Below are 22574 nucleotides of genomic sequence, written 5' to 3'. Positions count from 1 at the left end.
TTCAAAAATTAAAATATAAAATATAAATTTATTCAATAAATATCAATTATTTCAATTTCGTTTAATAAATAATTTTTAAATGTAAAAATGATTTACCCGAAAAAAATATTTATTAATTATTTCTTGAAAATATAAAAATTATTTTTTTAGGTTTTTTAGAAATTTAAATTCTTCAAAAAAATGCAAAAAGATTCCAGTAGATAAGAGAAATTCAAAAATCTCTTGATCATTTCTTATATGTTGAACTGTTGAAGCCCACGAGAGATCATAGTAAGCAAAAAATAAAGACACCAATAAAAAATACAAGCTATATTTCCTACTTGGTAAAGAAGTTAAATTAGGCCATTTCTTCCATCCCACCCATCCTAAAAATAGGCATATGGCATGTAATAGTGGATCAAGGAGAACATTATGAAAAAAAGGAAGATTATGAAAATTTGTCTCACCTTGAATACTTAAATCAGATATAGAATTCAATGTAAAACCTGTAATCCTCTCCCCCCAACTTATTTCTTCAGCAGAAATCAAAAAGCAAAACATACTAAAAAATAACCAAATCAACGAATTTATTGACTTCTTTTTTTTAGACTTATAAAAAATAAAAAAGCCCATCAGAGAAGAAATAAAAAACTGAGCAAACTGCAACCACTCCAAAGGTCCATCTTCTTTTTTTAATAAGTCAAACCAAGTTGTTCCCATAAAATTCTTGCCAAAAGGTAATATGTATACGAAACCATAAATAAATAGCAAATAGTATATTGGGAATAAACTAACTTTTGAGGATATTGAACCCCAAGGTGTTTTTATATCAGACATTTATATACAAGATTAACTTTCAGCCTAAGTTTAAACCTAAGGATAAATTAAGTAAAGATTTTTATATTTAAACTATTGAATTCTAGCTCTGTTTAGAAGAGTTTGAATTTAAATTAAATTATTCATAGTTATTAATTCTCAGATAATTTTATAGATCTACTATTTTAAAAACAATAAAGAATCCTTATTTAATTCTTACTTAACTCCCTTTACATTTATCCTAGAAAAAAATAGGAAGAAATTTTAATAATTAAGCTAATTTTATAAAACTTTTGTCAAATCTTAAATAGTGAAACATTACATCAGTATTAATAAATAATTTAAATAAACAAGTTATTTCTTGTAACTAATTTAAAAATTAAATTAAAAACACTTTACCTTAAAACCAACCTTTTTTCTTAACCTTAACATCTGGAGAGGTTTTAATCTTGGGTGATTCATCAACTCTGCCCTTAATAATCATTAATGGAACAATTGCCCATAAAGCTAAAAATAATATCCAAAATAAGTAAATGTTCATAGTAAAAAAATATATTTATTAATAATAAAGTTGATTAAATAATAATCGTGAATTTCTTTTTAAATTTCTAATGCAATAGTATAATAAATTTTTGAAAATTTTTGATGTAGTAAAGGGGATTAAGTTTATGAGGATTTTTAAAACTTAAATTTTTGAATTACTATACTTTAAAGTTCTATAAGAAAGATTCGCACTCTACGTAACCACCGCTTTGCTGAAGAAGAAAGCATTTATATAATGCAAATTTAAAATCCCTTTCCTGAATATTAAAAATTTATACTCGATTTTATTTTTAAAACTTATTAATCAAAAGTTCAAGTAAATGAAAAAATGTGATTTATGTAAAAAGCCAGATTTAGTACAATATAGGGTTAAATCTATAATTCATAAAAACTGGATTTTTTGTTGTAAAAAATGTTGGAATATTATTTCAAAACATAATAATTATGTCTATGGTGGGACAAGAAAGGCAAAATGACAAACTATCAAGTCAACTAAATTGAACAAATTAATAAAATAATTAGTAAATTTGAGTTTCATAATAGTGCATTAATTAAGGCATTATTTATAATTTTTTATAAATAATGCAAATGAAGTATTTCTACTAGAAAAAGGTTTTAATTTACTAGAAGAAATTGTTAATTTCTTTTTTTATATATTTATATTCGTCATTAATGTCATTCAGAAATTCATCAAATTCTTTTTTAACATTTTTGTATTGATTAATTTTTTCTTTGCTTATCTCATAGAAGAAAGAGTGGAATGTGCCTGGGTTTAGCTCCTCGATCCAATATCCTGCCAAACAAAAAATTTGATTAGGCACAATATTTATAATAAAAAATTTTTTGGAAGCTTTATATTGATCAATCATCTTATTTACTAATGCCCCTTTTGTTTTTTTAGTCCCAAACGAAGTAATATCGTTTGCAAAGGTTTTATATTTCTTAGAAATATTTTTGTTTTTTTCTAAGGAATTTTTAGAAAGTATCTTTTCTAGAGAATAACAATAATTTATTAAGCCAATATTTTCTTTTCTTAAAGGATAAATAGCTATGAAAGAACTAAGAAATAAAAATAAAGTTAAAGGTAAAGTCTTAATCATTATCAAATCAAGTAAGATAAATTATTGCATAAAAATAAAATGATAATTCAAAAAGTGCCTTAATTCTTATTTAAAGATTTATCTAACTCTATAAAATTCTTATGGTTACGTTAGCATTTCTAAAGAAAATTCAAAGATGTTTCTGGTATTAAAATTATGAAGATTTTTATTTTCAAAAGTAAAAGTATAAAATCTTTTTTAGATTTTCTTTCAAGAGTATCAATTTCTGCCATTTTTATCTCTGCCATACCAAGCAAAATAAATGGGTTTGAAAGAACAGTTGAATATATCTCTTCAAAAGGTATTCCTGATCCAATTGCATCTATTCTATTAGTGGGAGCCATTATATGTCTTATCTTGGGATCGGGATTTTTTATATTTGGAGAAAATCAAAAAATTGGCTCAGTCTTCTTATTAATTTTCCTTATTCCAACAACAATAATTTTTCATGTATTTCCTTTCAACCTGAGACCGGTCCTTATGAATCTAGGATTGATAGGTGGATTAATTATTACTGCATTAAGGGAAAAAATATAAATAACGTAATTAGATAAAACTAAATATTATTTTTATTATTTTTATTTTCTATTAATTCTGGAAAACGTTTTGCAATGTAAATTAATTCATAAACCTCTTTACTATCATATTTTTTATAAGGTACTCCGCTTCCAGCTTCTATTCCCATGATTTTCATCTTCTTTAAAATCAATGCCTTTCTCTCACTACTAGACAAAGACTTAAATCTTTTTGTTCGTTCTTCTTTATTCACTAAATTTTAATTAAATAATTATGAATGTAAAATTAATTAACGATTCATCATATAAGTTAGAAAGCCAGTAAATGTGAGTAATTTAAATCCAATAAAGAAAGGTAAATATTTTTTTACCTTTTTACCAAAAATTAAAAATTTATTTAACGAAATATCTATATTTTGCATTTAACTTTAGTTTTTTTCCATATTAACAAATTTTATTTAGAAATATTTAAGAAGCAAGATTGTACATTTGAAATAATAGATCTAAAACTAAAGATTTGCCTCTATCTTACAAAGTCATTTTTTCTAAGTCAGGTAAAAATAAATACTTTAGACAGACTAACCCCTATATCTAAAGCTAATAAAGCAATTAAAAACTTACTCATTTTTTGGAACTCTCAAGTATTTTTTTGTAAAGTTCTTCAGAAATTGGTTGCATAACCATTATAAAAACTGATTGTAAATTAGTAATTTATACAAATATTTCTCGTAACCAAATATACGAATAAATTATTTTTTTAATAGGCAAAAAATATATCCACAATAAGTTTTTCTTATAAAGTATCAAAAAATACCGAGTTGAAATTCATATCAAAAAAGTCTAAAAACTTTTTAAATATTTTTGTGATGAATAATAAAAATTATCTAGTTTTTTTCATCTTAATTGCTCTATTACTCAATAGAGTAATAACAATAATATGCATACTACACTCATAAAAAATAAGTATAACGGCATCATTTGCAAAGATCTCTACTAATTTAGAGTAAAAATTAGCTTACAAATTTATTAAAAACATTTATTTTCAAAGACTTATTAGATTGGGATAATAAAGTCGCATTTATTTTGTCTTTATCTTGTCCAAAAATCATCATTTATAAGGATTACTTTTTTAGCAAAGAAATAAGTTAATTCTGATCTCTAGTATTGCAAAAAGATAATTAATAAATTCAATAGTGACTCTTTAATAAACTTTTATTCCATATCTCAAAAAGATTAGAAATCTTTTTTTAAGTAACTAGATCCTCTATAAATAAGCTTTATTGCCCTATCTTCTTGCTTTCTACAATATACGAACGACTTACCATTGAAATACATTTTTACCATAATGCAGCTCCTAAATCTGCTCAAGTCCCCGTCCTATGGCTTGAGTCGTACTGCGGTCTATCAGAAGGTAGATCGGACGATTGTGTAGCATTTACTACATCCTACTTTTAAAGTATTTATGCTTAGGTGTCAACCCTTAAAAAAAGCCAAACTTAAAGTTAAAAATAAATACTTCTTTTATAAACTCCCTAAAAGGATAAAGATCATATAACTACTCGTAACTCTTATATAAATACAGAAATAAGCGCTAGAACAAGACAAATAGGTAAATGAGGAATCCCATTATTAATTTTCCAATATAAATTTTAATTGAGTTTCTGCGCTAAATATATCAATTCTCCTTTTAAATAGTTTCAAAAACTTAATTATCTTTTTCAAAATCAAAACATTTTAGTCATTGACAATACTATTATTGTGAGAATGATTATATCAATGAGCAAAAATACTGAATCTATTGATATGACTAAAGTTCTGTAACATCCTAATACAATAAATAAACTAAAAAATGCTTAATTAGTATTTTTCTAATCAACTTATAAAGACTCATGTAGAACCACTAATGCTATGAGCAATCGCGCTCAATTAGAGGATAATTATGATTTACGAATAGAAAAAGCGGATTAGAGTCCAAAGCCCCATAAAGATTTAATCCGTTGCCCATAGGTAATAATCTGTCTTATTTAAGATAAATTTATTTTTTATACAAGTATCTTGATAGCTTGATAAATTTGTTTTGTATATTGCTAATACAAAAATTATAAGGTTATCTGAACTAGCAACTAAATACTCGTGGGAAAAAATTTAATGAACTTTTTTTATTGGGTAATAATGAAATTAGCCGCATCACACTATGGCGAATCACTAATATCATTCCAAGTTCCATCTAATTCGATTAAAAGTTTTTCTTAAATTTTTATATAAGTGTCCATTCGGCAACTATTAAAAAAATGACAGAATAATTTGCCACTTTGAAAGTGTAATTTTATATAGATATTGATATAAAAAAGTTTATGACTTTTTAAGAAAAATTACTGCATATAAATTAGTTGTTTAATTAAATGCATTAGAAAAGTTAATGAAATTTTAAAGTCATATTATTATTAATTTATTCATCTTTGTATTAATCAGAGTAAAATTTTGATGGTGTTTCTTTGGAAGAGTTTCACCAAGAGGGGGCAAAATTTGCCCCTTCTTACCAAAATTGTTTATTTGAGTGAAATTCTTTGTAAGATTGATTTAAACAGACCTTTTTTATGGGTAAAAGATTTTTAGCTGAAAAAATAATAACCCTTCTTATTTCTTTGATTAGCTAATGGATATTACACCCCATTTAATAATTGATGCAGTAATACTTAGTACTGCTCTCACAATAACCTTACTTTTAAGAGCTAAAGGAAATACTGCCAAAAAAGAAAAATAGATTAAATGATTACTAAAACAGGAATTTATCAAGAAATAGCTTAAAAAGGATTTTTACAGAATAACCGCCATAATTTCCAGCGCAATAGCATGCACTTCGCTATCTACAAAGTAGATTAAGTACTTTTGAATCCTAAATTATATGTACTCCCATAAAATGAAAAAGGTTACCTTGAAAACAATAAAGCGCTTTTTAATGGTTACAAATACTCTATAAATTTCAAGTCAAAATAAAGGTAATAAAGAAAGAAATAACAAAACTATATTATGAATCAAGCTAAGTGTCTTGGAGAAGATCTTCATTAAGAAAAAGGTTTTTGTACTCGCGTGTAGGAGCGCGGATTTAACCTTGAAACCGCTAGGTTCAAGTCCTTACGAAAAGGACAAGTCCTTACACCACTTATAGCGAATTTATTACTTTAAGAAAAGGTTTTAACTTCCTAGTTACAATAAAGATAAACTATCTAGAGCTGAGCAGACAAAAGGCTGTCCAAAAATAACTATTGTTATAGCTATGGACCATTGGTTAAAGAAAAAACTTAAAATATTTGATGTTGGAGCGTTCTACATGAATATTATTTATGAGCATAAAAAGAATTGTTCAAAGAAAGGTAATCCAGAAACAATTAATTTATTTGATGAATAGAAAAAATAGTATTTTACAAATTAAAAAAATGAATAGATAATCTTAGAGCTTTTGATTGAAAGTATTTAAATTTATATACATATAATTGCCCAGAAATATTTATTTTCTTATTTTTAGTGAAGATTTCCAAAATAATTAGCAATGAATATAGATCAATTATTTTGCATTTTTGGAGGCTTTTTTGCTTTATTAGCAGCTAGAAGTAATTGGAATTGGTTCTGGAATCATCCTAAAGCTAAGGGTGTTTTATCTTTGTGTAGAGGTAAAAAAGGAGCAAGAATTTTTTATTCAACTTTGGGAATTTTTTTAATAGCATTGGGAATCAAAGGGTTTTAACTTTAATCGTAAATTATAAAATGAGACAAACACCAACCGAAAGAAGAGAGAAATGTAACCCGACTCTAATAGGGATATTTGTTGGCCTTGTTTCTCCTCTTTCATCTTTAATTTGGGGTATAAGGCAAAGATCATTGAAACTTGCGATATTACCTTATTTATTTGTATTTGTAGCTGGATACATAATTCTTTCTTTAGCAAGAATAAATTCATTTAAACCAGAAATAAAGATTCCATTGCAACTTATAGGTGGATACTATTCTTTTGATTTAACAAAAAAAATGAAGGAAGAAGCACTTAAGCATAAAAATAAAACCCTCAATATTGAAATTAAAAAAAAGACTAAAAATTAAGAAAGGATATGGAAGTATATATAAAGAATATGAATATCAATTCGAATGGAAATCATAAATGTTTTTTTTTGCACTAAAAAATAAAAAGCAAATATCAATTATTTTTTTTATATTTTTAAATATTCTTTCACCTTATGAATATTTAAAATCACAAGAAATTTTTAGAAGTGATATTCAAGATAATAAAATCTATAAAAAAGCTATAAGAAGTGATGAATTGGTTAAAAAAGGACTAGAAAGTTTAGAAAAAAAAGACTACGAAAATGCAATATTTTTTTTTGATAAAGCATCTAAAATTGATCAAACTAATAGTAATGCATATTTTTATAAAGCATTTGTAAAAGATATTCTTGGTGATTTTAAAGGGGCTATAGATGACTATTCAAAAGCAATCAATATAAATCCATCTTGGCAATCATTTCTTAATAGAGGACTTGCAAAAACAGAAATTAGAGATTTTAAGGAATCTATTATTGATTTCTCCAAGTCACTAAAACTAAACCCTAATTATTATAAAGGTTTTTTATTCAGGGGTATCGCTAAACAAAAACTAGGAGATTTCAAAGAATCAATAGATGATTTTACAAAATACTTAAATTTAAATGGCGATGATACAAATATTCTATTTTTAAGGGGATTATCAAAATATTCTCTGAAAGATTTTATTGGCTCTATAGAAGACTACAGTAAAGCCCTCAAAATTAATCCAAAATATAAAGAAGCTCTACTTAACCGAGGAATTTCAAAATCAGAATTAGGGGAATATGAAGCATCTATAGATGATTTTTCAAATTTAATTAAGCTAGATCCAAATCAGATTGATGCATATTTTTTGAGAGGTTTATCAAGAAATATGGTTCAAGAATACAAAGAAGCGATTAAAGATTTTGATGTGGTTATTAAAAATGATCCGAATAATGATGATGCTTTAAATGCAAGGGGTTTATCAAAAGGAGCACTTAATAAATTTCAAAATGCAATAGATGATTTTGATAAAGCGATTTTAATTAATCCAAAAAACAAATTAGCAATTGAGAATAAAATATTTTACGAAGAAAGACAGATTACAGAAAAAAAATTTTTAATATCTAACACAATCATTAAATTATCAGAAGAAATAAAAAAATTAGAAGAGAAAAAAGATTATAAAAATATAATTAAAAATTACAAAAAAATAATTGAGCTTGAGAAAAAGGATAACAGAGTATCTTCTTTCCCATATTCTGCAATAGCTTTTAATTTTGAAAAAATCGGCAATTATGATAAAGCTATTGAATACCAAATAAAAGGTATAAAAGTTGAAGAAAAACTAACTAGCAAAGATTCTTTAGAAGTTGCTAATTTATTAGATGGTTTATCATTTTTATATTATCGAGGACAATATTTTGTTGATAAATTGTATTTTAAGGAAGTGGTAAGTATTAAAGAAAGAGTACTTAAAATAAAAGAAAATGTTTTTGGCTTAGAAAATATACAAACTGCAGCTAGCTATCAAAATTTAGCTGGACTTTACTCAGAGATCGGTAACTACGAAAAAGCAATAAGTCTCAGGAAAAAAGCAATTCAGATAGCAAATATTTCTAAAGAGCAAAATGATTTTTATACCTCAATACCTGATTACAAAGCATTTTTATATTCGCAAATACATCATGACTATAATCAGATTGGAGATTATAGAAATGCAAAAAAAAATGCAATAATAGCTTTTGAAATAAGAACCAAAATATTTGATAAAAATGATCTATCACTAGCAAAAAGTTATTCTGATTTAGCAGGAGTCTATTTTTATCTTGGAGACTTTAAGGAATCTAAAAAGATGCTTAATAATGCTTTAAAAATCTACAAAATAAAAAAACGTAAATATAAATTTGAAGTAAATTATTTAGAAAAATTGAAAAGTATATTACTGGTATTAGAGGGCGGTAAAGGAAAACTTAGTAATAACTTTTTACTATCTAAAAATGCCGATGAAAATGATCCAGAAATTGTAACTAAGTTAATTATTGATGGAGCAACTTTAGCTTTAAGTAAATCATACGATCAATCACTAGATGTCTACAAAAAAGCACTTTTCATTATAAAAAGTAAAAGAGGTATAAATAATTATCAATCATTTACAACTTTGAAGTCTATTGGAGAAGTTTATCTATATAAAGGGGATTTAAAAAAATCAGAAGAGTATCTAAAAGAAAGTTTAAAAATACATAGTTTATATTTAAATAAATCTAGATTATCCCTAGATATTATTCAACTTTATCAAAGCTTAGCAAGATTATATATTGAAAAAAAAGATTCTATTGATGCTGAAAAATATATTGAAAAAACAATCGATTCAGGAATTTTATTAGCCAAGGAGCAATCCCAATATTTACCTGAAAAAGATAGAGAAAAGTTCTCAGCAATAGTTTTAAATTCCTATGAAATTTTGTTTTCCTTAATTGATAAACTTCCTAACGGGAAAAAACTAGCTCTTAAAGCAAGGCTAAATAGACAAGGATTATTAGAAGACATTGAAAAATATCAATCAAATTTGTCTGACTTAAATAATAAGCAGAAAATGCTTTTAGAAGAAATAAAAAATATCAACACACAAATCTCTGATGTGAGTGTTGATAAAAATATTTTTGATAAATTAAATAATCAAAAGGAAAAGCTAGAAGAAAAACTTTACTCAGAAATACCTGCACTTGAGCCAAAGATAATCGAAATTGAACAAATAAAAAAGAACATTCCGGCTAATTCTGTTCTTATTGAATTTCAAAAATTTCGTCCTGTATTAAATTATGATTTTTATTCTGATAATTTTGGTGAATATAGTTATTTAGCTCTTGTATTAAAACCTAATGGAGAAATTTTTAAAATAGATCTTGGATTGGCTAAACCTTTAGAAGAAAAAATAAATAATGCAATTTTAAGTACTGAAAATCAAAAACCAAATGCAATTTCTTTATGGAAAGAAATAGGTGAACTTATTATTAAGCCCATAGAAAATAGGATAGGTTCTGTAAATACATTATTTATTTCACCAGATTCAGAATTAAATAGAATTCCCTTTGCAGCAATTGGTTCCTCAGATCAAAAGTTGTTATTTGAAAATAAAAATATACGATTACTAACTACTGGTAGAGAATTAATAAAAATTAAAAATATTAAATCAAAGAACTTAGAGAGATCATTAGTAGTTGCTAATCCAAAATTTGATTTAACTAACAAAGTTGTTAGCGAAATTTCAAAGAAAATTAATTTTGGGCAACAAAGATCAGGTGTTTTATCTAATCAAAAATGGAATGAGTTATTAGGTACCGAAAAGGAAGGAAGAGTAATATCAAAATTTCTTAATGCAGATCTTCTTTTACAGGAAAACGCTACTTCTCTAGAGATAGAAAAAGTTAATTCTCCAAAAATTTTACATATAGCAAGTCATTCTTATTTTATTCCCAATGAAGAAGAAAAAAATCCTTTACTCCGCAGTGGAATTGTACTTGCTGGAGCTAATAATCCTAATCTTAATAGTTCTGATGATGGTTATCTTACAGCACTTGAAATTACTAGATTAAATTGGGAGGGGACTGAATTGGTTGTTATTTCCGGTTGCGAATCCGGTAAAGGCGAAAGCCAATCTGGTGAAGGAGTATTTGGTTTAAAAAGGTCAATTTCTGTTGCTGGAGCCTCATCAAGCTTATTATCACTATGGAAGGTTGATGATGCAGGAACAGCAAGATTTATGGAGAGTTTTTATAAAAAATTAATTGAAGGACAAAGTAAAGCAGAGGCTTTAAAAAATACACAAAAAGATTTCTTAAATCACCCTATTCCTGGCTTACGTCATCCTTACTATTGGGCAGCATTTCAATTAAGTGGTGATTGGAAATCGTTAAATAAATAAACCCAAATAATATTTTTTGTTAATATATAAAAAAAACAAATTTTGAAAAAACTATTTTTTCTATCTATATTTTTTATTTTTTTATCGCAGGAAGGTAAAGCAAATATATTTGACAATTTAAAAAATCAAGGACTAAAAAAAACTGACATATATACTTATATAGACAAAACAACTAGATTTTTAAATACTCGATGGGACAACGATGAGGATTTAAAAGATGTATTAAGACCACCACAAATTTTACCGATAGCTGCTGATTCCAAAGTTTATGGAGGATGCGGTGATTATTCAATTGGTGCAGAAGTGGGGGGGAGTGCCTATTGCCCAAGGACACATACTATTTTTTTAGTTCCAGAGCAGCTTCAATATTTTGCAGATGAATTCGGTCCCTCTGCAGTTGCTTTTGTTGTAGCTCATGAATATGCTCATGCAGTTCAATTAGCTTTTGGTATTTTAGGAAACTTAAAAGATCCAGCATTAGAACTCCAAGCAGACTGCATAGCAGGAGCATTTATAAAAGAAGGAAGCTCAGAAATAGGAATAACAAGGCAAGATACCCTTGATATGGCGAATTTAGCATATGCAATCGGAGATCCTACTCACGGTACTGGTGCTCAAAGAAAATATGCTCTTTCAGCAGGAATGGGAATTATTAACTATGGTTGTACAAACAAAGAAATGCAAGATTTAGGCGATGGTAAAATAGATGTTTCAATTGTTGATGCGAAAAGATCTATTGACTCAAAATTAAATCTGAAGATTACTCCCTACCCAAAAACAATTACAGGATCATTTAAATAATTAGTCTAATTTATATAAATAATCATTATTTAGAGAATCTTTTAATCCAGAAAAACCTCTTGCTTGCGCATTAATCCTATCTTGTAAATCCTGAGCAATTTTTTTGCAACCACCCATTTTAGTAACTATGGCATAAGTCTCTTTCCAAAATCCCTTCCTTTGAGTAAGGTTATAAACCTGCCAAGGTTCCATATTGTGATTGTTTTTCATATAGCGATTTATATTATTAAAAGATTCTGCGTCATTGAAAATTCCATATTCATTGGCACAAAAATTTATCGCATATGCTACCTTTGCACTATTGTAAGGACTGGTATAAGCATCAACTTTTTGGATTAATAGGCTGGTAAATATACCAATAGCTGTAAAGGATAATTTCAAATATTTTTTCATCACATATAAAATTAATTTAAAAATATAATAAATTATTTTTTTTCATTTTCAATTAAAATTTACACTTTACTAAAAATAAAATTTTTAGTAATGGCTAACTTAATAAATTTATGCAACTAAATTTCTGAAACGCCCAAATTGTGGTTCAAATAACATTTTAACAGTTCCAACTGGACCATTTCTGTGAGTAGTAACTATTAACTCAGCTATACCTCTATCTTCTGTATCTGGGTCATAATATTCATCTCTATAGAGCATTACGATAATATCTCCGTAATCTTCAAGTGCATCAGAATCTCTTAGATCAGATAACATCGGTCTGCAATTTTCTCTTTCTTCAACTCCTCGCGATATAGGTGCGGTAATTAAAACAGGTACATTGAGCTCTTTTGCTAAACTCTTCAACTCTTTGGTATTTCTCTCTAATTGGGCTTGAAAATCATTTAAGGTTGAATGCTCCATCATGTGATAAGAATCGATTACTATTAGCCCTAAACTTTTTTCATCATTGGTCTTAGATATATTTCTACATCTATTTTTTATTTCATCAATTGAGATAGCTTTTTTATCTTCTAAAAATATTGGGAGAGATTCAAGTTTTTTATTCTTTTCATTAACTAGTTCCCACTCCTCTGAAGTAAATCTTCCTGTTCTTATTCGACCAATTTCTATACCAACCTCCATACCTAATAACCTGAAAGCCAATTCTTCTTTACTCAAATCAAATCCGAAGAAACATACTGGAAGATTTTGACCTGCAATATTTCTAGCCAACTGCAAAGCTAAGGAAGTTTTACCCATTGATGGGCGTCCTGCAAAAGCAATCAAATCTCCTCTTCTTAAGCCTTGAGTCATCGCATCCAAATCGTAGAAAGAGGTAGGTATACCTGCTGAAGCATTTCCTAATGAAATATTCTCAATTTCAGTAAAGTTTCTTTTGAGAAGATATTTTAAACTAGTAAAATCACAAATCTCTTTTGAATTTTCAATAAATTCCTCAGTTTGTTTCGATTGGGGTTTATCAGATAAGACTCTTAGCTTTTGAATATATTTTTCTTCAATTAATTTCGCCTTACTAATTTCAATTCCTAGTTTTAATGATATCTCGTTAAGAGTAACAGGTTCTTCCCCATCAATTCCAAACCTCAATTTCACTACTTCTTTTTCTTTTTTAGATAAATTTTCAAACCAACTAGCAAAATCTTTTTTGTCCATTATTATTAAAATCTGTTTTACTTTTATAAATGACTAATAAAAAAAAACAATAGCAACAATGAAAAAATATCTTAAATCCGGACAAGTTGACACATACAGAGTAAAAAGAAATTTATTTAAAACACTAATACTCGGGTAATAATACTCTATCAATTTCAATTTAAAAGAAGGATAATTAAGAAGTAGAAGAGATAAAGGAGGTTTTATGAAACTCACTACTCCGTACATAGCTCTCAGAAATGCAACTTCAGATATGTGGAAAATGCATGATTTCAATTATCAATTACCCAAAAAAGAATTAAAAAAATATTGGGATCAAGAATGCATAGCGCATCCTACTAATAGTCATTGTAAAATTTATTGTGATTAATATCCGATCTATCTTAAGTATTCTTACCCTTGATTTTTATATTTAATCCGTAGTAAAGCTTAGTTATTAAAAAAGGAGGAAAAGTAGATGACTAATTTAAGTTTAGAGATTCTTTTTTGGACAATCTTAATTACATATCTTGGATTAAGGTTGAATCAAACTTGGAATGGCTACAAACAACAATATTAATAGGAGGACAAAATGAGACTACAAACGCAATTCACTGTTCCTAAAAAAGATTTGAGAGATCTTGATTACGTAAAGAAAATGCAAACTTTAGAAAAAACTCTAAAACAAAGTTGTATAGATTATCCATCTGAGGAAGATTGTTTAGTTTGTTGCAACTAAGTATCAATAAATAATTATTTTTTTCAAATAACTTCTAATCGTATTTGTTAATCCACTAGCAGGGAGGTTGAATTATGAAATTAAAATTCTGCCCCATTACTATTTTTAGAGAAACTCCCAAAGTAACTTTTTTTGATGCAGGCATAGAGTCAACTAATGGTTGTGATGTGGTTATGCATTCTGGAGAGGCTATATCCCCGCCAGATGAATTTGAGTATGAACAGTACTACGTGCACAATCACCAAATTGATCACAATTTAGTTATTACTGGTGAGCGGAAATTTATTTTGATAAATCCAACTTGGGACGAGCCACATCATGTGATTTATCTAAAAAGACCTATGGGAGCAATTGAAATTCCTATTGGAACTTATCACAGATCAATTTCTGGGAAAGACGGGAGCATAGTTTTAAATCAACCTATAAGAGATAAATTTTTTGATCCAAAAAAAGAATTTGTTCCTCAAAAACTAAACAAATTAAGCCTAATTAATGCCAGAAAAAGTCCACCCGTTTATTGGATTTGGGAAAATGATCAAATCAAAAGATTAATGTTTGATCCTTTAATTCAAAAAACTGCAATAAATTAATTAATAAAAAAGATATGCATATGGATGAAAATTTTAAATTCAATTTAGCTCAAGAAAGGAGTAATGATTTGGAACTAGTTGCTAGTAATTTAGAAGCAATTTTAAAATCTAGTACTTATTCACTAGCTCACGAAGATATTGACTTATTGAATACTGATGAGATGAGAGGAGTTAGGATGCTTCTTGAAATTACAAAGCCTGAACAGGTTATTGAAAAGGAAAATATTATTTCAACTGTTATTGTGTTTGGAGGAGTCCATATAACAGAAGAAATTACATCCAAAAAAAGGTTAGATAATGCAGAAAAAATTCTTTCAACTAATCCTAAATCTAAATCTTCAAAGATAAATTTCGAGAGATTAAAAAATTTGTACTCACTTTCGCATTATTATTCTGCCGCAAGAGAATTATCTAAAATAATCTCGCTAGATAGCAAAACAAAAAATCCCCATTCACATGTAATAGTTACTGGCGGCGGTCCCGGAATAATGGAAGCAGCTAATAGAGGAGCATTTGATGCTGGATGTAAATCGATTGGATTAAATATAAGTCTGCCTAATGAACAACACCCTAATTCTTTTATTACTCCAGGATTATGTTTTAAATTTAATTATTTTGCCATGAGGAAATTTCATTTTGTTATGAGATCTGCTGCCGCAGTTTTTTTCCCTGGAGGATTTGGAACTTTAGATGAATTATTTGAATTATTAACATTAAGACAGACCGGGATGAAAAAGAATATTCCGATAATTTTATTTGGTAGAAGCTACTGGAATAAGGTAATTAATTTTCAATTTCTTTCTGAAATGGGTTTAATTGGAGAGAATGATTTATCTATTTTTCAATATGCTGATACAGCAAATGAGGCTTGGGACTTAATAAAGAATTCCAACATATAAAAATGCAGGAGTAACAACAGCAGAGATAATATTAATCTTTGGTAAATTTTGATGCTGAATATTTTATTTATGCAGCTAATATGACTTCAGTACATTAATAAAAAAATGAATTCTGCATTTACAAAAGTCTCAAATTTGAAAGTTAATAGGTTTTCTAAAATAGCCATTACTCTTGCATCATCAACTTTCTTCTTATACACATTAGGTCAAGCACCAATTTTTAAAAATTTTCTTGCAGGTGCTTTCTCTTGTTCTGGCTAAAAAAATACTTTTTAACAAGAGATGAATAGAATCATGAATATTACGGATTTAAATTATATCTAAACTTAAGGGGCAATTAGCTCCTTTTTTTTTATCTTGCTATATAAATACTAAGAGATGATTTAACTTTTCCTGCTTTAATAAAATATTGTGGAATTAACTGAGCTAATCAAAGATTACGTAGCCACAGAATTATTATCAAGTATTGAACTTGATTTTCTTGAAGGAGAGTTATGGGAAACTACTCAACATATTGCTGAAATAAATACATTTTTTAAAGCCCCAAAAAAAATATGCGAGCAATTAGACCTAGATGAAAAATCTTGTTGGCAATTATGTTGTGCAGCTGTACTTGACTCCTCAAGACCTTTAAAGAACGGACAAAAAAGAGTTGAAGATTTTAAAAAATTAATTAAACAATATGAAATTAACTTCATATAAAAAATAGAAGAATCGATGAAACATTTGCTTATTGCATCAATCCTTTTTTTTATCCCTTTAGGAGCTTTTGCTGATGAAAGGCAAAGACAAATTGAGTACGAAGCTATAAATCTTGTTATTAAAAAATATGGAAAAGGCTTAGAAAACAGATTAAAAGGAACTGAATTAAATCCCAATTATCGAAGTTGGTTTGAGAATGATTGTTTTGTAAGTGTTGCTGCTGGTACATACCAAGAAAGTAATTGGTCCTCAATGGAGTGGTTTAGCGTTAATGTCTGTTCTGATTCTGCTGAAATAATGGAAAGTGAATGAAGGGAATAAAACGACTATTAGTTTTGCAGCATTTAGAAATAGAAGGACCTGGTCTTTTTAAACAATTTGCTGAAGAAAGAAATTTAAAAATTGAAATTATTCGTTTGGATAAAAAAGATAATCTTCCTAAAACAAAAGAAGGTGATCTAATTTTAATTATGGGTGGACCGATGGGAGTCAAAGATATTGGGAGCGACAAATACTCATGGCTTAAGTTGGAGAGAGATTTTATAAGAAGAGAATTAGAGAATAAGAGACCTATAATCGGTGTTTGCTTAGGTGCTCAGTTGCTTGCGAGTGCTGCTGGAGGAGATGTTGAAATTTTAAAATATGGATACCCTCCAAAAGAATTACCAGAAATTGGATGGTCTCAAATTTTTATTGATAAATCAAATAGTGACTTTAAATCACTATTTGAAGACCCTTTTTATGTACTGCATTGGCATGGAGATAGGATTTTATTACCTAATAAAGCAGTACTCATTGCTAGCAGTGCAGTTTGTAAGGAACAGTTTTTTAGGATTGGTGATTTTGCTTACGGATTACAATTTCATATAGAGACAACGGGGGCAATGGTAAATAACTGGATTAAAGAAGATAAAGAATTTGTCTTTAAAGGATTGGGATCAAATGGTGAGGAAATTTTAAGAGAAGAAAACAAAAAATATAGTGATAGGACTTTTTTAAAAAGAAAGCTTCTCATAAACAAATTGTTTGGATTATTAGAAAATTAAAAAAAAAAAGAAAATTTCTAATCAAATAAAAAAGGGCTTAATAAAGCCCTCTTAAAAATTCTAAAAATTATTTTGTTTAGAAAATACCTGGAACTATTTGACCTGTAAAATAGTAAGCCCCTACTAGAGCAAACATTCCAAGCATTGCAGCTTTACCGTTAAGCTTTTCAGCTTTTTCAGTCATGAATTTTTTTGCGAATTCCATAATTATTCGAAGTAGATTTATATTTATAAATTAATTATTCCTAATAGGTAATTGATGTAGTGTTCCATACCTAAATCACATTTTTTCTAAGAATTTTATTTTTAATTTATTTTTCATTATTAATTCACGAAATTTAAGAAAGAAACTATTTCTAAAGATCTTTAGTTTGAATGAGAAGTAGTTCAAGAAAGAACTTAAATTTTGTATTTAAGGTAACCACTTTTTTGTGAGCACTAATCAGAATAAGGTTCCAACTATTTTTTTATGCAAAAAGATTTAGATGAAAATTCTTATCAAAAAAGAATTAAAAATATAGAGAAAGGAAAATCTTATTTAAGAAATAATGGATTTTTCAAATCAAAATCTAACCTATTCGAAGACATACATAAATTTATTTATAAAAAGTAATTTAAAAAAGTTTTTTATTTATCTAAGTATTTTTACTTATATGTTGAGTTGAAGACTTTAAATAATTAATGTTTGTTTTAGGTTTATATATAAGTAATGGATAAAGAACATTTAATTGATTTAATATCTAATAGCATTATTTCTGAGATTAAAGATCTCGAAATTAATGAGAAAAAATTTATTGCAAATAATTATTTAAATAATCTGAATTTAAATCAGCTTAGAATAATTTCTAAAGAATTTATTTTGTAATTTTAATTGAATATTGATTTAAATAAATGAGATTATCTTTACGATCATTTGAATTTTACTAAGTTAATACCTTTTTTATTATGAATGATTCAGAAGAATTTAAACCTAGCCTTAAACAAATAAATGAGGATATCAGACCTACATGGGAAGATATCAAAAAACAATCAGAAGTATTAGTTAACAAACTTGGTTGTCCTAGATCATTTGTAGGAGGGATGCTTCATGCAATAGCAAGCGACTTCTCTGATATGAAAACTTGGGAATAAATGAAAAACTTATTACTTGCACCACTTTTCAAACTATTCAACAAAAGCACTTTCCTCTCATCACTAAATCAAAACTCGTGCCCTGTTTTAGATGCTGAAGACATAAAAAAGCAAGAACAGAAAGAAGCTATTGAAAGGTTGTACCCATAAACTTTTAACAGAAATTTATCAGATCATATATACGATGTAGCACGGTCACATTGACCCCGTACCACCCATCACTTTCCTAATTAGAGACTTTGATGGATAATGAATTTATACCCAAAAAAGTTTGAGTAAGCCTTATTTCAAGCTTTAAAATTCGCTGAGATCCCTTGATATGACTGAAAAAAAGTTTTGGCTAATGAAAAGTGAGCGCGTCTAGCTATTACTGGGATTTCAGGGAATCGTAATTTTTTACTCAAACTTTACTCAAACTTTTAAAGACTAAAAAACTAACCGATATTGAGTTCGGTTCGAAGTAAGAAAACCCTGAAACTATTAATCTCTTTTGATGAATAGTCTTCAAATGACAAAGACACAAAGCACAAAAACTACATTAAGTAGCAAGCTAAGTGTCTTGGAAGTAATCTGCATTAATTAAAAAGGTTTTTGTACTCGTGTGTAGGAGTGCGGGGTTAACCTTGAAACTGCTAGGCTCAAGTCCTTAGACCACTTATACCGATAAAATATATTCATAACAAGTTTAGGTAACTTGATTCACTAGCCAAAAACTAATGAAAAGGAAGGTAAATTATTTAATAAATTTCTGCTTATAATTCTGGCTTCTCTCCTTCAACTGGCTTCTCTTCTTCAACTAGCTTCTCTCCTTCAACTAGCTTCTCTCCTTCAACTGGCTTCTCTTCTTCAACTGGCTTCTCTCCTTCAACTGGCTTCTCTTCTTCAACTGGCTTCTCTTCTTCAACTAGCTTCTCTCCTTCAACTAGCTTCTCTTCTTCAACTGGCTTCTCTTCTTCAACTGGCATCTCTTCTTCAACTGGTTTCTCTTCTTCAACTGGCTTCTCTTCTTCAACTGGCATCTCTTCTTCAACTGGTTTCTCTTCTTCAACTGGCTTCTCTTCTTCAACTGGCTTCTCTCCTTCAACTGGCTTCTCTTCTTCAACTGGCTTCTCTTCTTCTTCAGAAAATCTTCTTTTTAAAAATTCAGAAATTTTTTGGAAAAGATCCTTTAGGAATTCAAAAATTTTATACAGAATGTTTTTCATAAATAAAATTCCCTATTAGTTTTACGAGATAAAACTTAAACAAAATTAAACACATATTTCTTTTCAAAGCATTCCGAAAAAATACTTAATTCTTTTTTTAGAAAAAAATATTTTTGAAATTATCTTGGATGTCACATCTAAGAGCTGAATTGCAGTTCAATTTTTGATTTGCTAAAAAGATAGAGCGGGCTAAAGTCCAATGCTCCACGAGGATTTAGTCCGCTGCCGAAAGGTGAATCTATCCTAATTAAAGTAACTTTCTTCTAGTTTTGATAAATATATTGATTACTTGATAAATATTTTTTGTATATTGCTATTACAAAACTAATAAGGTTATCTAGATTAGTTACTAAATCCTCGTGGAGAAAGCTTTAGTTAACTTCTTTTACTGGTTACTAATAAAATCAGCTATATCACATTATGGTGAGTCATTGGTTCCAGTAGAAGTTCCATCTAATTCAACCAAACCTTTTTCTTAATTTCTAATGGCAGGTATTAAATACTTTAATCAAAAGCTTAGTTAAACTACCTTTTTTATTTTAAAACTAGAATTAATACTCTAAAAATTAAAGTAGAGGCAACAAATCCAACACCAACTAATCCAGCAATTATTCCAGTATTAAGATAGACCTTTACTTTTGCTAATTCCTTCCCTTCTCCAATAGTCCTCATATTTTAAATTTCTTTTTTGATAATCTAATGCGTTCATGTTCTTATCGAGTATGGCAAAAGGAGAATTAGTAAATTTCATGGCATAACACCTCTAAAAAAAATAGTTTATTGAATATTTAATAGATATGAGATTTTATTTATCTCAAGTAACTAGATCCTCTATAAGTAAGCTTTATTGTTTTCTCTTCTTGGCTCTTGCAATATACGAAAGATTTGCCGTTAAAATACATGTTTACCATTATGCAGCTCCTGGTCTTGATCAAGTCCCCGTCCTATGGCTTGATTCGTACTGCGGTCTATCTAATAGTAGATCGGACGATTTGGTAGCATTTACTACACTTTATTTATAGAGTATTTATACTCAGTTGTCAACCCTTAAGATTAAAATTCTCAGTCGCAATAGACTAAACAATGCTGATTAGTTGGATGTTCTCTACATTCCCTCTTCCAATAGTCTTCAAATAAATGGTTATCTCTATCAAGATTTCTTGTTATTTCTTCCATTCTGTTTCCAGCATAATTAAATGCTTTTAGGTATCTTGGAAGGATTGTGAATTGATTGAATAGTTTCATTTAGACCTCCTAGATCTATACTTATATTGTCCTCCTATAGCCTTAAATTTATAGGTCGGTTTGAGGAACTATTAGGTACGGGAAGAGGTATATATTTTGAATCAAAAAATACTAAAGCAGTCCTAAAATTAATACATGGTTGTCATGAGGCAGTTGCAGGGATACAACTGAAGCCAACCATAAATTATTAGAGATCAATTCAAGATTTAAAACACACTCATTATTTAAAAAGAAATCTTCTCCACTTTAGATAAAACTAAAATAAATCAGGATTTGAAAACAATGTAATCATAGATACCAACAGGTAATTAGCTAATTGATTATATATTTAACACACGAGTTAACCCGTTCCAATTTGTTGACTCTGAGGTTTTACCGTTGATTCCTTATCTTCTGAAAGTTGTTCCTTGCAGCTTTAGATTAAAAAACGGTCTTTATTTAATCTAAACCATGCAAAAGAAAATCGTAAAAAAATATGCTGAATTAATGCATCAGGCGCAACAAGCTACTGGAAGAAAAGAAGCAGTTGGACTAATACATAAAGCAGCAAAGTTAAAAACTAAATTTGATAATTACGAGATGATGTGATCATCTACAAAGCAATTTTCCCAAATAAGAATGTCATTATTTAATAAATTCTCGATTAAAGATATCATTCTCTCAAGCAAAGAGGCATATCAAAAGGAACTCAAGAACAACGGCGTGGGTTCACAAATAGGTAAGTCATTATTTAATAAATTCTCGATTAAAGATTTTTCCTTCAATATTTCCAACAGATAAGCGTAATTTATAAAGGGGTACCGTCATGATATATAGAGGAAAGGGGTACACTTTCCTAAATAGAAACTTTGATGGATAATAAATTCATATTCAAAGAAGTTACCCAAACTTTACTCAAACCCTATATATTCGCCGAGATCCTATGGTACAACAGGAACCTAGCTACTGGCTAATGAAAAGTGAGCCTGATGCGTATAGTATTGATACTTTAAAAAATGATGAAGTTACACTATGGGATGGGATAAGAAATTATCAAGCTAGGAATTTCATGAGAAATATGAATAAAGGAGATAAAGTCTTTTTCTATCATTCAAACTGTAAGCCCCCAGGGATAGTTGGTCTTATGGAAGTTATTGATCTAAATATAGTTGATCCCACTCAATTTGATAAAGAATCAAAGTATTTTGATCCAAAATCAAAACCAAATAATCCTAGATGGGATTGTGTAAAAGTAAAATTTTTATCAAAGTCTCAAAAGATTCTTAGTTTACCAGAATTAAAGATTTTATTTAATGAGGATGAGTTATTAGTCGTCAAAAAAGGAAATAGGTTGTCAATAGTGCCTGTACGAAATGATGTCGCGAGAATACTACTAGAAAAAATATAAAAACTTTAATCCTTAAAATTCATTGAAAACATATTGCCAACATAAAGTCTCGTTAAGTCTCTATTTTGAAATCCTTTTTGCATCAGAAATCCTGCGATAGCAGCTTGAATTATCCTGTATTGATCCCAGTTAGGATGTTTGTCAACAAATTCTTTCATAGCCTTTAGAAGATTTTCTTGAAGTTCACATTTGAAACTAATTATTTCATCTTGGTTATTTAAGACTTTTTGATTAGGATCGTAATTTAATTCATTCATATTAAAAAAGATTTTTCTAAGATTTAATTTACAAGTTCCAGTTTTCTT

General features: G+C 28.1%; 31 protein-coding genes. 20 read left to right on the top strand and 11 right to left on the bottom strand.

The features are described from left to right. Nucleotides 1-138 precede the first annotated feature (138 nt). The 3 genes from JJ847_04040 to JJ847_04030 all read right to left on the bottom strand — a co-directional run bounded on the left by JJ847_04040 (nucleotide 139) and on the right by JJ847_04030 (nucleotide 2438). The gene (locus JJ847_04040) at nucleotides 139-816 is read right to left on the bottom strand and encodes a pectate lyase (GenBank protein MBO6960055.1); all 678 of its coding nucleotides are present in this window, start codon (nucleotides 814-816) and stop codon (nucleotides 139-141) included. Between the two features lie 379 nt (nucleotides 817-1195). Next, a complete protein-coding gene (locus JJ847_04035; GenBank protein ID MBO6960054.1) occupies nucleotides 1196-1336 on the bottom strand; it encodes a hypothetical protein in 141 nt (46 codons plus the stop codon). A gap of 625 nt (nucleotides 1337-1961) precedes the next feature. Next, on the bottom strand, nucleotides 1962-2438 hold the full coding sequence (locus JJ847_04030) for a carbon storage regulator CsrA (protein MBO6960053.1): 477 nt from the start codon (nucleotides 2436-2438) through the stop codon (nucleotides 1962-1964). A 156-nt stretch (nucleotides 2439-2594) separates the two neighbouring features. Between JJ847_04030 and JJ847_04025 the strand changes: the two genes are divergently transcribed. Further along, nucleotides 2595-2975, top strand: coding sequence for a DoxX family protein (locus JJ847_04025; GenBank protein MBO6960052.1), 381 nt, complete (start codon nucleotides 2595-2597; stop codon nucleotides 2973-2975). Nucleotides 2976-2994: 19 nt separating this feature from the next. On the opposite strand, the gene JJ847_04020 is transcribed toward JJ847_04025, so the two are convergent. Then, nucleotides 2995-3207 carry a hypothetical protein gene (locus tag JJ847_04020; GenBank protein MBO6960051.1) on the bottom strand — a complete coding sequence of 71 codons (213 nt, stop codon included), beginning with the start codon at nucleotides 3205-3207 and terminating at the stop codon, nucleotides 2995-2997. A 3296-nt stretch (nucleotides 3208-6503) separates the two neighbouring features. On the opposite strand from JJ847_04020, the gene JJ847_04015 reads away from it, so the two are divergent. Genes JJ847_04015 through JJ847_04000 form a run of 4 tightly spaced genes read left to right on the top strand, consistent with a single transcriptional unit; the run spans nucleotide 6504 to nucleotide 11738 of the window. Beyond that, entirely contained in the window at nucleotides 6504-6698 is a 195-nt protein-coding gene (locus tag JJ847_04015; GenBank protein MBO6960050.1) for an immunity 17 family protein, read from the top strand. A 20-nt stretch (nucleotides 6699-6718) separates the two neighbouring features. Then, complete coding sequence (locus tag JJ847_04010) at nucleotides 6719-7051, top strand: hypothetical protein (protein MBO6960049.1); 333 nt, start codon at nucleotides 6719-6721, stop codon at nucleotides 7049-7051. 58 nt (nucleotides 7052-7109) lie between these two features. Next, entirely contained in the window at nucleotides 7110-10937 is a 3828-nt protein-coding gene (locus tag JJ847_04005; GenBank protein MBO6960048.1) for a CHAT domain-containing protein, read from the top strand. A gap of 42 nt (nucleotides 10938-10979) precedes the next feature. After that, nucleotides 10980-11738 (top strand): neutral zinc metallopeptidase, encoded by a 759-nt coding sequence (locus tag JJ847_04000; GenBank protein ID MBO6960047.1) that lies wholly within the window; start codon nucleotides 10980-10982, stop codon nucleotides 11736-11738. Here the strand turns inward: JJ847_04000 and JJ847_03995 are convergent, their stop codons facing one another. Beyond that, on the bottom strand, nucleotides 11739-12131 hold the full coding sequence (locus JJ847_03995; protein MBO6960046.1) for a hypothetical protein: 393 nt from the start codon (nucleotides 12129-12131) through the stop codon (nucleotides 11739-11741). It abuts the gene before it with no gap. 108 nt (nucleotides 12132-12239) lie between these two features. Beyond that, nucleotides 12240-13346: an AAA family ATPase gene (locus JJ847_03990; protein MBO6960045.1), complete on the bottom strand. Its 1107-nt coding sequence runs from the start codon at nucleotides 13344-13346 to the stop codon at nucleotides 12240-12242. A 205-nt stretch (nucleotides 13347-13551) separates the two neighbouring features. Between JJ847_03990 and JJ847_03985 the strand changes: the two genes are divergently transcribed. From JJ847_03985 to JJ847_03950, 8 genes are all read left to right on the top strand, one after another. Beyond that, nucleotides 13552-13716, top strand: a complete 165-nt coding sequence (locus JJ847_03985; protein MBO6960044.1) for a hypothetical protein — start codon at nucleotides 13552-13554, stop codon at nucleotides 13714-13716. Between the two features lie 201 nt (nucleotides 13717-13917). Then, on the top strand, nucleotides 13918-14064 hold the full coding sequence (locus JJ847_03980; protein MBO6960043.1) for a hypothetical protein: 147 nt from the start codon (nucleotides 13918-13920) through the stop codon (nucleotides 14062-14064). A 74-nt stretch (nucleotides 14065-14138) separates the two neighbouring features. After that, nucleotides 14139-14654: a hemagglutinin gene (locus tag JJ847_03975; protein ID MBO6960042.1), complete on the top strand. Its 516-nt coding sequence runs from the start codon at nucleotides 14139-14141 to the stop codon at nucleotides 14652-14654. Nucleotides 14655-14674: 20 nt separating this feature from the next. Beyond that, on the top strand, nucleotides 14675-15553 hold the full coding sequence (locus JJ847_03970; GenBank protein ID MBO6960041.1) for an LOG family protein: 879 nt from the start codon (nucleotides 14675-14677) through the stop codon (nucleotides 15551-15553). Nucleotides 15554-15658: 105 nt separating this feature from the next. Beyond that, nucleotides 15659-15814: a hypothetical protein gene (locus JJ847_03965; protein MBO6960040.1), complete on the top strand. Its 156-nt coding sequence runs from the start codon at nucleotides 15659-15661 to the stop codon at nucleotides 15812-15814. A gap of 150 nt (nucleotides 15815-15964) precedes the next feature. Next, on the top strand, nucleotides 15965-16255 hold the full coding sequence (locus JJ847_03960) for an inward rectifier potassium channel (GenBank protein ID MBO6960039.1): 291 nt from the start codon (nucleotides 15965-15967) through the stop codon (nucleotides 16253-16255). Between the two features lie 15 nt (nucleotides 16256-16270). Then, nucleotides 16271-16567: a heat-labile enterotoxin alpha chain gene (locus JJ847_03955; protein MBO6960038.1), complete on the top strand. Its 297-nt coding sequence runs from the start codon at nucleotides 16271-16273 to the stop codon at nucleotides 16565-16567. After that, nucleotides 16564-17301: a type 1 glutamine amidotransferase gene (locus tag JJ847_03950; GenBank protein MBO6960037.1), complete on the top strand. Its 738-nt coding sequence runs from the start codon at nucleotides 16564-16566 to the stop codon at nucleotides 17299-17301. The genes JJ847_03955 and JJ847_03950 overlap by 4 nt, the downstream gene beginning before the upstream one ends. A gap of 76 nt (nucleotides 17302-17377) precedes the next feature. On the opposite strand, the gene JJ847_03945 is transcribed toward JJ847_03950, so the two are convergent. Beyond that, on the bottom strand, nucleotides 17378-17485 hold the full coding sequence (locus JJ847_03945) for a high light inducible protein (protein MBO6960036.1): 108 nt from the start codon (nucleotides 17483-17485) through the stop codon (nucleotides 17378-17380). 525 nt (nucleotides 17486-18010) lie between these two features. Here JJ847_03945 and JJ847_03940 point away from each other — a divergent pair. From JJ847_03940 to JJ847_03930, 3 genes are all read left to right on the top strand, one after another. Next, on the top strand, nucleotides 18011-18166 hold the full coding sequence (locus JJ847_03940) for a hypothetical protein (GenBank protein MBO6960035.1): 156 nt from the start codon (nucleotides 18011-18013) through the stop codon (nucleotides 18164-18166). 80 nt (nucleotides 18167-18246) lie between these two features. Then, entirely contained in the window at nucleotides 18247-18432 is a 186-nt protein-coding gene (locus JJ847_03935) for a hypothetical protein (GenBank protein MBO6960034.1), read from the top strand. After that, entirely contained in the window at nucleotides 18433-18582 is a 150-nt protein-coding gene (locus tag JJ847_03930) for a hypothetical protein (protein ID MBO6960033.1), read from the top strand. 602 nt (nucleotides 18583-19184) lie between these two features. Here the strand turns inward: JJ847_03930 and JJ847_03925 are convergent. Together JJ847_03925 and JJ847_03920 are read right to left on the bottom strand one after the other, a co-directional pair. Next, nucleotides 19185-19637, bottom strand: coding sequence for a hypothetical protein (locus JJ847_03925; protein ID MBO6960032.1), 453 nt, complete (start codon nucleotides 19635-19637; stop codon nucleotides 19185-19187). Nucleotides 19638-20171: 534 nt separating this feature from the next. Further along, on the bottom strand, nucleotides 20172-20309 hold the full coding sequence (locus JJ847_03920; protein ID MBO6960031.1) for a hypothetical protein: 138 nt from the start codon (nucleotides 20307-20309) through the stop codon (nucleotides 20172-20174). A 125-nt stretch (nucleotides 20310-20434) separates the two neighbouring features. Here JJ847_03920 and JJ847_03915 point away from each other — a divergent pair, with 125 nt between their 5' ends. Further along, the gene (locus JJ847_03915; protein MBO6960030.1) at nucleotides 20435-20659 is read left to right on the top strand and encodes a hypothetical protein; all 225 of its coding nucleotides are present in this window, start codon (nucleotides 20435-20437) and stop codon (nucleotides 20657-20659) included. Nucleotides 20660-20699: 40 nt separating this feature from the next. Here JJ847_03915 and JJ847_03910 read toward each other — a convergent pair whose 3' ends face one another. After that, nucleotides 20700-20882 (bottom strand): hypothetical protein, encoded by a 183-nt coding sequence (locus JJ847_03910; GenBank protein MBO6960029.1) that lies wholly within the window; start codon nucleotides 20880-20882, stop codon nucleotides 20700-20702. 26 nt (nucleotides 20883-20908) lie between these two features. On the opposite strand from JJ847_03910, the gene JJ847_03905 reads away from it, so the two are divergent. From JJ847_03905 to JJ847_03895, 3 genes are all read left to right on the top strand, one after another. After that, entirely contained in the window at nucleotides 20909-21073 is a 165-nt protein-coding gene (locus tag JJ847_03905) for a hypothetical protein (GenBank protein MBO6960028.1), read from the top strand. Between the two features lie 259 nt (nucleotides 21074-21332). Beyond that, nucleotides 21333-21470, top strand: a complete 138-nt coding sequence (locus JJ847_03900; GenBank protein MBO6960027.1) for a hypothetical protein — start codon at nucleotides 21333-21335, stop codon at nucleotides 21468-21470. Nucleotides 21471-21804: 334 nt separating this feature from the next. Then, complete coding sequence (locus JJ847_03895) at nucleotides 21805-22269, top strand: EVE domain-containing protein (protein MBO6960026.1); 465 nt, start codon at nucleotides 21805-21807, stop codon at nucleotides 22267-22269. Nucleotides 22270-22274: 5 nt separating this feature from the next. Here the strand turns inward: JJ847_03895 and JJ847_03890 are convergent, their stop codons facing one another. Beyond that, nucleotides 22275-22526, bottom strand: coding sequence for a DUF2811 domain-containing protein (locus JJ847_03890; GenBank protein ID MBO6960025.1), 252 nt, complete (start codon nucleotides 22524-22526; stop codon nucleotides 22275-22277). Nucleotides 22527-22574 lie beyond the last annotated feature (48 nt).

The organism is Prochlorococcus marinus CUG1438 (assembly GCA_017644325.1).
GTDB classification, from domain to species: Bacteria; Cyanobacteriota; Cyanobacteriia; order PCC-6307; family Cyanobiaceae; genus Prochlorococcus_A; species Prochlorococcus_A marinus_AA.
This window is presented reverse-complemented; position numbering and strand designations above follow the sequence as displayed.